The organism is Vibrio sp. Evd11, assembly GCF_900382755.1.
GTDB lineage: Bacteria > Pseudomonadota > Gammaproteobacteria > Enterobacterales > Vibrionaceae > Vibrio > Vibrio lentus.
Map to the genome: position 1 here is coordinate 1 of NZ_OSDX01000104.1, position 9,617 is coordinate 9,617.

Annotated in this window: 8 protein-coding genes; 4 read left to right on the plus strand and 4 right to left on the minus strand. The window is 44.0% G+C overall.

Features of this window, described 5'->3' with window-relative positions; genetic code table 11:
* Positions 1-299: 299 nt before the first annotated feature.
* On the plus strand, positions 300-2,348 hold the full coding sequence (locus ED652_RS23100) for a glycoside hydrolase family 3 N-terminal domain-containing protein (RefSeq protein ID WP_122056297.1): 2,049 nt from the start codon (positions 300-302) through the stop codon (positions 2,346-2,348).
* Positions 2,349-2,412: 64 nt separating this feature from the next.
* Positions 2,413-2,793: a hypothetical protein gene (locus ED652_RS23105; RefSeq protein WP_102327953.1), complete on the plus strand. Its 381-nt coding sequence runs from the start codon at positions 2,413-2,415 to the stop codon at positions 2,791-2,793.
* 109 nt (positions 2,794-2,902) lie between these two features.
* Here the strand turns inward: ED652_RS23105 and ED652_RS23110 are convergent, their stop codons facing one another.
* Positions 2,903-4,357, minus strand: a complete 1,455-nt coding sequence (locus tag ED652_RS23110; RefSeq protein ID WP_122056298.1) for a glutathione synthase — start codon at positions 4,355-4,357, stop codon at positions 2,903-2,905.
* A gap of 136 nt (positions 4,358-4,493) precedes the next feature.
* Complete coding sequence (locus tag ED652_RS23115; protein WP_017098499.1) at positions 4,494-5,429, minus strand: LysR substrate-binding domain-containing protein; 936 nt, start codon at positions 5,427-5,429, stop codon at positions 4,494-4,496.
* Positions 5,430-5,549: 120 nt separating this feature from the next.
* Here ED652_RS23115 and add point away from each other — a divergent pair, with 120 nt between their 5' ends.
* A complete protein-coding gene (gene add / locus ED652_RS23120; RefSeq protein WP_065111595.1) occupies positions 5,550-6,548 on the plus strand; it encodes an adenosine deaminase in 999 nt (332 codons plus the stop codon).
* A 296-nt stretch (positions 6,549-6,844) separates the two neighbouring features.
* Positions 6,845-7,426 (plus strand): sugar O-acetyltransferase, encoded by a 582-nt coding sequence (locus ED652_RS23125; protein WP_122056299.1) that lies wholly within the window; start codon positions 6,845-6,847, stop codon positions 7,424-7,426.
* Positions 7,427-7,484: 58 nt separating this feature from the next.
* Here ED652_RS23125 and ED652_RS23130 read toward each other — a convergent pair whose 3' ends face one another.
* Both ED652_RS23130 and ED652_RS23135 read right to left on the minus strand, forming a co-directional pair.
* Entirely contained in the window at positions 7,485-8,324 is an 840-nt protein-coding gene (locus ED652_RS23130; RefSeq protein WP_122056300.1) for a hypothetical protein, read from the minus strand.
* 212 nt (positions 8,325-8,536) lie between these two features.
* Positions 8,537-9,472 carry an AraC family transcriptional regulator gene (locus ED652_RS23135; RefSeq protein WP_122056301.1) on the minus strand — a complete coding sequence of 312 codons (936 nt, stop codon included), beginning with the start codon at positions 9,470-9,472 and terminating at the stop codon, positions 8,537-8,539.
* Positions 9,473-9,617 lie beyond the last annotated feature (145 nt).

Here is a 9,617-nt window from a genome sequence, read left to right on the forward strand (position 1 = left end):
AGCTGATCAGATCGTAGGTTTTAGGTTTAGTTCCAATGAATTACGCAACAAAGCCATATGGAAGTAATACACCATTAATTAAATGAAAAGTTAATTGGATATCAAAAAAGGAAATCTAATTAAGTTTACGTTATTTAAACGTCGTCAATATATTTCCAATACTAAATTGAATCAAATCACCAATTAAATTTATATGGTGATCCAAATCTTTAGTTTGATTTGTTTTGGTTAACCAATATTCCGTTAATTATTAAAATTGGTCATGTACTTATTATTATACCAACAATAGGACCGTGACCATGAAGCGTCTTACCCTGACACCTATAGCAATCGCGTTGCTTCTTGCAGGATGCAACTCATCTGATAGCGACAATAACCTCCAACAGCCCCAAGTTAACTCTCGTGTTCATGATGTATTGAACGTTGAGGGTTACCAATTCCGAGATTCTAACGGCAGTGGAACACTGGAACCCTTTGAAGACTGGCGATTATCTCCTGAAGAGCGAGCAGCAGACTTGGTTAGCCGAATGACACTAGACGAGAAAGCCGGCATGATGCTCATTGACACCTTAAACTCATCCGAAGGTGGGCTTGTTAGCAGTAAAGGGCAAGACATGATTGCCGATGCCCAAATGACTCGCTTTATCTTTCGTAACAGCGTAGTTGAAACCCCAACTAATGTACCGGATTGCGATGCAGGACGTTCAGGTTGTCAGATAACCCCAACAGAAGCGGCCCAGTTCATGAATAGTGTTCAAGAACTGCGTGAACAAACTCGAATGGGTATCCCCGCCCTATTCAAGTCCAATGCTCGTAACCATATTGATCCATCAGCTAAAGCAGGGATCAACGTTTCTTCAGGTGCCTTTTCTGCTTGGCCTAAAGAGGCAGGTTTAGCAGCCACTCGCGACATGGATTTGATCACTGAATTTGCTGGTATCATGAATGACGAGTGGTCTTCAATTGGCCTGCGCAGTATGTACGGATACATGATGGATTTGGCGACAGAACCTCGCTGGTATCGAGTACACGAAACCTTTACCGAAGATGCAGATTTAGCGTCTGACATTATGCGTTCACTGATCAAAGGGTTACAGGATGGCGGTGAAGTCAACGAAGACAGTATCGCGCTAACCATCAAACACTTCCCTGGCGGCGGTCCACAAGAAAACGGCGGTGACCCACACTATGACTTTGGTAAGAACCAAGTCTATCCCAAGAACAATTTTGACTACCACCTAAAACCGTTTATTGCCGCGATTGAAGCTGGCGCTTCTTCAATAATGCCTTACTACGGCATTCCGGTAGCTCAAAAATGGATGCCAAACGATGTTGGTATGTCCTTTTCAAAAGGTATTGTCACCGACCTGCTTAGAGACGAATTAGGTTACACAGGTAACGTGAACTCAGATACCGGCATTATTGGTGAGCGAGCATGGGGTGTGGAACACAAAACGATTGATGAGCAGGTTGCAATGGCGGTCGAAGCTGGAGTCGATGTTCTTTCAGGCTTCCATGATAAAGAAGTCATCGTGAAACTGGTCGAAAAGGATCTGCTCACCGAAGAGCGTGTCGACCTATCAGTAACACGCTTACTTGAAGAACAATTCAAGCTTGGCCTTTTCGAAAACACTTACGTTGACGAGAAAAAAGCCCGAGAGGTTTTAGGCAATGACAAGTACCAAGAACGCGCTGATTACGCACAGAAAAAGTCTGTCGTCTTACTTCAAAATACCAATAAGACTCTACCTTTAGCTGAATCAACCGCACAAGCTCCTGTTGCTCTGTATGTCATGGGAATGGATGAAAATATTGCTGGAGACGACAAGTACAACTTTACCGTGACTTCTGGTGATTACGAAGCAGGAGAAACGCGTCCACCAGTACCAGCCGATACGGACTATGCGGTTATTCGTGTTCGCGTATCCAACGAAGGTTCAGACCCTGATCTTATCTTTGGCGGTGCTAACCCAGATGAACTCGATATCCTTGCGTTCAGCGAAATGGCGACAGCCGCGTCTTGGCATATCGAACCAAGCTTGAGCGACATCAATGCGGTTATGAACGAAGTTGGGGCTAAAAACACCGTATTGTCCATCAACTTTAGACAACCATTCGTACTGGACGATCAAAGTAACCTCAAACAAGCAGGTGCAGTGATAGCCACATTTGGTGTATCAGATAGCAACCTCATGGAAGTGCTTTCGGGTAACTTTGCGCCTCAAGGAAAACTGCCATTTGCTTTGGCTAATAGCGCGCAAGCCATCCAGAACCAAGACTCAGACTATCCTGGGTATGATCAAGCCGACACCCTTTACCCGTTCGGACATGGTTTAAATTACGAATAATATTTGAGCTAATTCAGGCAGTGTTGAGCACTGCCTTTCCTTCTTAGATACCAAGGACAAAGTCATGGAACATATCTTACAACTGGGTTGGGATGATCACGCTATTCCACATAAAATCTGGATAGAACAATACTACGATGGGTGTCGTATCTGCTTGAAAGTCGTAAAAGACGTTGAGCCAGAAATGCTCTCACTGATTGTTCCAAATATTGATGTGCAAACCACGAATAAGGCGTGGCAAGGCAAAGCGACGAACATTACACCGGCCTATGATGACGGCGTGTTGTTCACTCAAACTCGCTCGCTATTCAATTTACCTCACGGCTGCGTGATCTGGGCGGTAACACATATCCAGATGCAAAACGGCTTAAAAATGTCGGCAGACAAATTGTGCTTCGTACCAAAATACAGCAATCAAGATTCTTGTTTTAAGGTTCCAGCATAACGCAACGACAAGCTGAGTCGCTTATCCAACTTGGCGCTAATCTGCGAAGAACCATAAAAAAGGCCAGCGTATACACGTTGGCCTTACTGTTATCTGTCACTGTTCAGAATTAAGCACTAATCAACACCAACGAATCGAGAATCCCTTTTCCACTGTGGATCCCGCCTTCATTCTCACTCGCAGGCTTGCTGCGGATTAAGTAGCCCGCGTAGCCGCCTAGCTCTGTTACTGGCTCACCTTTGTAGTAAGCAGTGAACAAACCGACTTCGCTGACTAAATCTGTCACTAGCGTTTGTTGAGTGTCACGCACCGCAACGGTTGGCACGTCACGTTCATGTGGGTACAAGCGCTGCATCAATGCCCATGCGTCGTACTCTTCTGGCTTAAGTTGGCTCATTTGTTCGCTAATGTCGTCACCAAATACACAATGGCCACCGCCCTCTCCTTGGTTTTTCAACACCCACTCTTGCTTATCAGCTTGTGTGTTAAACCAATCAATCGATTCACTGGTGATTGGCTTCATGTCAGCTAATACACTCTTGACCAGTTCGGCTTCTTCTAGCGTTAAACCCCAACGTGCGTATTCAGATGCTGGCATCATGGTCAGCAGCATTTGCATGGTTTTACTGGTCGCTAATTGCTGGCTGATGGTCGCGTTCATTGCAACATGGTGTTGTTCCATAAACACGCGCGTTTGGCTTAGTGTATGACAACAAACCGATTCGTTGAGTTCTGGTGCCCAGTAATCTGAATACTGATAGCCCGCTCTTAGGTACACCACATCAACCGCGCCGACACCTTGCAGTAACAAGCGTTGGTTATCACCCGATGAAAGCTGACAGCTCAGTTGTTCAAAAGTGCGACGAACCGTACGTACACCCTGCTTTTGCAGTTCAATTTCGAGTAGGTGTTGATCGTAAACATTGTCTTCATTCTTTTGCACTACCATCAAGAATGTTGGCTTATCTGAATCATTAAAGTCAGCTCGCACTTTTCTTGCTGAAGTCGCAATACCATAAGCCAACTGCGTTAAGCCTTGGTTTTCAGCAGGTGTCGCAGATTTATCTTCAAGCCAGCTCTGATAAGTCTCAGGCCATTGATTGTGCATGTAATCATGGAACTCTGTGGCCTTTTGCCCGAATGGAGCCATGCCTGCCGCAATACCATTGAACTCGATTACTTTCGCGCCGTGTTGGCGATCGTCCATAAAATCGGTTCGCATCAATAGCAGTGACTGACGAGCCGGATTCAAGCGCTCATCCGCACTGCCATGTGCTTGTTGATGCAGCTCCATCAAACGGCCAAAAAACGGGTCTGCTTTGGCCATATCACTCAATGATGACTGCAAGAAATCATGGTCTTCGGAAACATTGCTGATTAACTTGGTGATAAGCGGTGTTACCTTCAACAAGTGTTCAAAAACCTCACGCTCCATAGTCATAGGAGCAGTGCTGAAAGGACAATGCCTAGCGGTATTATCTGACTGGCGAAACGCAACACCGTGCATGATCGCCCACTCACACGCGTCTTCAATAATTTGTTGTGGTAACCGTGGAATTGTCATCTCTCATCTTCCAAATAAAAATAGCACCCAGAATAAGACGAAGCTTAATTCCAAAAGACGAAATAAAACTGAATTTTTTATCAAAAAACTACGTTTGTCTTATCTTTCAAAAGCTTGAATAGATTATACATCTTAACTATCGAGTCTGCTCGATGATCAGATCGCGCAACCATTTATGGCTCGGTTCTGAATCGAAGTATTTGTGCCATAGAAGGAACAAGCCTCCCGGCACCAAATCAACCGGAACGGGCTTCATCACCAACTCTCCGCTATCAATGTAATCGCGTACTGAGTTGTATGGGTAACACATAAGCAAATCGCTCTGCTTACACAGCTTAATGGCACTGGTGATGTCTGAAACATTAGCGGCTTTGTTGATTTCAAGCTGCTTTGAGTTAAGCACTTCCATCAATAACCAGTCACCCGCTCCACCCGTCACCAACTGTATGTGTCGATACTTCAAGAAGGTGTCGAGGTTCCACTCTTCTTGCAAGGCAGGGTGGTCATTGCGCATCAAACATACAGAATAATCCAAACACAGTTCCACGTAATCCAACTCATCAGGAATACATTGCACGTGGGTAGAAGCGCGCTCATCCAGCTCAAAAATACCGATGCCAAAATCCACTTCACGTTTGAGTAAGCGCTTGAAGCTGTCGCTGCTCCACGTCGAACTGTTGATGGTAATGTGCGGCGCATCGGCAAGTGCTGTCGGCATAAAGTGCGGATAGATCGCTGTGTAGGCGGTTTCGACAAGGTCTATAGTGAAGGTACGCTCACTGTCTTTAGGATCGAAAACTTCGGGAACGGTCAGCTTTTCGATCTGCAGTAGAATTTGGTGGATCTTAGGCGCTAACGCGAGTGCTTTGGGTGTGGGGAATAGCCCTTTGGATTCTCGCTCAAACAGCGGGTCATCAAACAAAGCTCTGAGTTTGGTGAGCTGTTTACTTACCGCAGATTGACTCAAAAAGAGTCGCTCTGCGGTTTTGCTCACGCTTCGCTCTTCAATGAGAACGTGTAGGCAAAGCAGCAAATTCATATCGCATTTAAGTAAGCTTTTAACATCTACCATGATATTCCCTAAATTCAGGTTAATGATGATTAATTGTCACTTTAAATCATATCATTGTCTTGGTAAATTTAGCGCATGTGAGTTAACACGCTCAAATAATAATAGAATTAAGGAATACTCATGGATTTTCTAGCACTACCAAAGATTGATTTACACTGCCACCTAGATGGAAGTGTTCGCCCAGATACGATTATTGACCTAGCAAAACAATACAATATCGAACTACCTGAAGATCGCGACGCGGTTGTTCAATCTCTAACGGTGCCAGAAGATTGTAAAAACTTAGATGAGTACCTGGCTTGTTTCAGCCTGCCACTACAAGTGATGCAGACTGAAGAAGCGATTGAACGTATCTCTTTCGAGCTTTACGAAGACGCTGCACTAGAAAACGTTAAGTACCTAGAAGTTCGCTTTGCGCCAATTCTGCACGTAAACAAAGGTCTGTCTCTTGATACGATCATTGCAAGCGCAGTAAAAGGCATGAAGCGTGCTGAAGAGAAATACGACATCAAGGGCAACTACATCATGTCTGTGCTTCGTATGTTCCCTAAAGATTCTATCAAAGACGTAATCGACGCAGGCCAACCCTACCTAGGTAAAGGTGTTGTGGCGTTTGATATCGCAGGCGGCGAAAAGCCAGGCTTCTGTGCTGAATTCCCTGAATACACGCAATACGCTCTTGAAAAAGGCTACCGCATTACCGTTCATGCTGGTGAGCAATGGCACGGTCAAAACGTTTACGATGCAGTGACAATGCTTGACGCTGAACGTATCGGCCACGGTGTTCACATCCAAGGTAACGAAGACGCGTACAACATCGTTAAAGAGAAGCAAGTTGCGCTTGAAACTTGCCCAACAAGTAACGTTCAAACTAAATGTATTCACAAATTCAGCGACCACCCAATTGCTGAATTCAAGAAAGACGGCATCGTTGTTACGATCAACACAGACAACCGTACAGTGTCGAACACAACCATGACCAACGAAGTGAAGCGTGTGTGTGAAACATTCGGCCTAACAAAAGAAGACTACGTAGAAATATACAAATACTCTGTAGAGAGCGCTTTTGCTTCAGATGAAGTGAAACAGCACCTAATGGGTTTCGTTGAGCAAATCTAATTTAAGCAATCTTGATTGCTAAATAGAAAAACAGGAAGAGAAAGGCTGAGGCTTTTCTCTTTTTTTATGCCTGAAAATCGCTAATCTTGCAGTATTCGTCATTTATACCAATCACAGTAAGTAAGTGATCATAAATAGCGCAGGAAAAAGGCTTAAGAACAAGGCAGAAATTTTCGATAAGTAGTTATTCTACAATCAAAATTTCTAACGCAGTTATTGAGCGTTTTAACCAGCTAGGATGAACAGTTATTTACTACGATTGGTATTAAACCGAGACTCTCGGAAAGCGGGCAAGCATGAGTAATACAAACGATAAAACTGAACTAGAGAAGATGCTATCTGGGCAAGTATATGATGGTGCAGACCAAGAAATTGATACCATGCGTTCCAATGCCAGAAAGTCGCTAATGGCTTTCAACAACCACCAAGACCCAGACCAGCAACACACATTACAAGAGCAGCTATTTGGTAAGGTTGGTGGTAGCAGCTTAATCCAACACCCTTTTCATTGTGAGTTTGGCAAAACCATCGAGATTGGCGACGACACCTTCATTAATATGAACGTAGTAATGCTAGATGGTGCGAACATCAAGATCGGTAACAATGTTTTAATTGGACCAAGTGCGCAATTCTATACGCCATCACACTCCCTTGATTATCGTAGCCGCCGTAAATGGGAAACCTTCTGTTTACCAATAACAATCGAAGATGATGTGTGGGTTGGCGGTAACTCAGTGATAAACCAAGGCGTGACAATTGGGGCTCGTTCAGTGATTGCAGCGAACTCTGTGGTCAACAGCGATGTACCGCCAGACTGCTTATACGGTGGTACACCAGCCAAGTTGATTCGGCATTTGAATACTGAGCAACAAAGCTAATTAAAAGAACAAATAAAAAAGAGGCGATGTACATATCAAACATCACCTCTTTTTTTGATCAGTTGGCCGTGTCTCTTCTATCGAATGGGCTTCGTTCCATGGCTTTTTCATACTCACTTTTCGGGCCACTCAAGTACGTTGTTTTGACGAATTTTTCCCAATCAGAAAACAGCGATTCTAGTGGCTGGTCGGTAAACTGTGATGGATCCCCATTGCTTTTAATGAGATCAACAAACGCCCCCTCTCCCCATGAACGTTCAATAAACTCACCGACCGTATACCCAAGCTCATAAACAGCCGAGCTACTGTTTGGCTTGTGGTATAAATCCTGAACTAGCCCATCGAAACGGCGACTGATGGCATGCCTGTTACTCAGGTGAAACCAATAGTCTTCAGATTTGTAGATAGCGATAGCCTCCCACAACCAACGCGGGTTATTCGCAAAATTCGGATTCACCTGCAGAGTCAGTAAATGTACGAACTCATGCAATGCAGTTTTATGGATCTCACCACCAAAATAGAGCAGCCTAATTTCATTGTTTTTAGGGTCAATATACCCCGTAGAGAAAGCATATCGATACCCTATACTCCGCTCCTGCTCGTCTAAATAGGCTTTTTGGTTTCGCCACACCCTAACGGAGACTGGCGGCATAGAATCAAGCTCAAACGTTTTCATCAAAGGCACTTGATTGAGTAACAACGTATTATGGATGCTAGGAATGACAGAGGGTGACGTCCCATCATAGAGAACATATTTGAACTGCCCTTTATCTGATTCGTAGCAATCAACACACGTTGGTTCTCCGCGAATTTGAAATGCTGCCGCAACCAATAAAACCAGTGCCGATAACGTTAAAATCAAGAATGTAACGATTGTTCTAAACGGGTATCTTTTCATTTTCTACATCCTCAAACGAAAACATTAGTCGATCGAGTGTCAGTGTTTCAGATTGACACAAAATGCCGCACATCAAGATTCATAATTAATACTGATAAAATAATGACCTCCGTATGAGATACAATCAATTGAGCACAAAAAAGGCCATCATTTCGATGGCCTTCTCAATATTCGCAAGTGGAACAATAAGTTAAAAATGAAGTGATGACGCTTCACGATTTCCGCTTTTTCCATTGGTACGGCGTGATGCCATTGGCTCGTTTGAAAGCTCGAATAAATTGCGATGCATCGGCATACCCTAAGTGCTGAGCAACATCCGCTATCGAGTATGCTTGTTCGGCAAGTACACGCTTTGCAAAATCAAAGGCCAATGACTCTTTAACCTCTCTAAAGGTCGTATTTTCTTGTGAAAGCGCTCGTTGAATGGTGCGTTTCCCGAGCGAATTTAAGTCGCAAAATGTATCCAAGTCGAGATCCATTCGCCCAATGTATGGCGACAGCGCTTCTCCGACTTTACTGGTATCTGTCATCGACTGGGCTTGCACTTCCAAGGCACATTCCTTCGCCAGTGGAGGGTACTGAATACATGTACTCGCCTGACCTAAATACTGTGGTGTGTCCGTTTGGATTTTTAGCTCACTCAGTTGTTCTGAACTTCCCGTAACTAGGTCATAACGGATCGGTTTTCCTAAATCGGCATAATGCGATTTAAAGTAAGCGTGGGTATAAACGATAAGAAACAACTCAGACTCAACATGGCTTGCCACGCTCGTTGTCATTTTGAATGAAATAGACAAGCTTCCTGAATCCTGATTTACAAGCAAGTTATCAACTGGAAATTGAAGTAAAAAATCTTGTATGGAAAGTTCGGAGAATTGCAGTTCTTGCGCTGCGTGGTCTGCACTCTCTAACAGTAAAGAAGTGAACGCAGAGGGGCTCAGGTGATCTTTTAAACTCCTCAAGAAAAGCGCAAATACATTAAATGGCACATACCTCGCTGATGAGGTATCCATGCTGAATGGCAAGCTAACATCTGAAGCCAATTTTGCTGGCGATGAGTTACTCAGAGCAAGCCATTTTTTTTCTTGCAAGCCTTGTTGAAAGTGATGCACCACGCGCTTATCTATCAACGGAATATCAAGACCCATTTACCCTTCCTCTTCTAATTTACCTATGTCGCTAAATGCACATTTATCATTTTCAGCTTAGCTACAACAGACTCAAGTTAACAAGCCTTCATAGACAGGATCTTAAGGGCTAAGCGGTTTATTTAGATAGAAAAAAGGCTTCATT

Bases quoted from the DNA above. Each gene is read 5' to 3' on its own strand.
- add (WP_065111595.1), top strand. From the start codon at position 5,550: ATGGATTTTCTAGCACTACCAAAGATTGATTTACACTGCCACCTAGAT.
- ED652_RS23125 (WP_122056299.1), top strand. From the start codon at position 6,845: ATGAGTAATACAAACGATAAAACTGAACTAGAGAAGATGCTATCTGGG.
- ED652_RS23115 (WP_017098499.1), bottom strand. From the start codon at position 5,429: ATGGTAGATGTTAAAAGCTTACTTAAATGCGATATGAATTTGCTGCTT.
- ED652_RS23110 (WP_122056298.1), bottom strand. From the start codon at position 4,357: ATGACAATTCCACGGTTACCACAACAAATTATTGAAGACGCGTGTGAG.
- ED652_RS23100 (WP_122056297.1), top strand. From the start codon at position 300: ATGAAGCGTCTTACCCTGACACCTATAGCAATCGCGTTGCTTCTTGCA.
- ED652_RS23130 (WP_122056300.1), bottom strand. From the start codon at position 8,324: ATGAAAAGATACCCGTTTAGAACAATCGTTACATTCTTGATTTTAACG.
- ED652_RS23105 (WP_102327953.1), top strand. From the start codon at position 2,413: ATGGAACATATCTTACAACTGGGTTGGGATGATCACGCTATTCCACAT.
- ED652_RS23135 (WP_122056301.1), bottom strand. From the start codon at position 9,472: ATGGGTCTTGATATTCCGTTGATAGATAAGCGCGTGGTGCATCACTTT.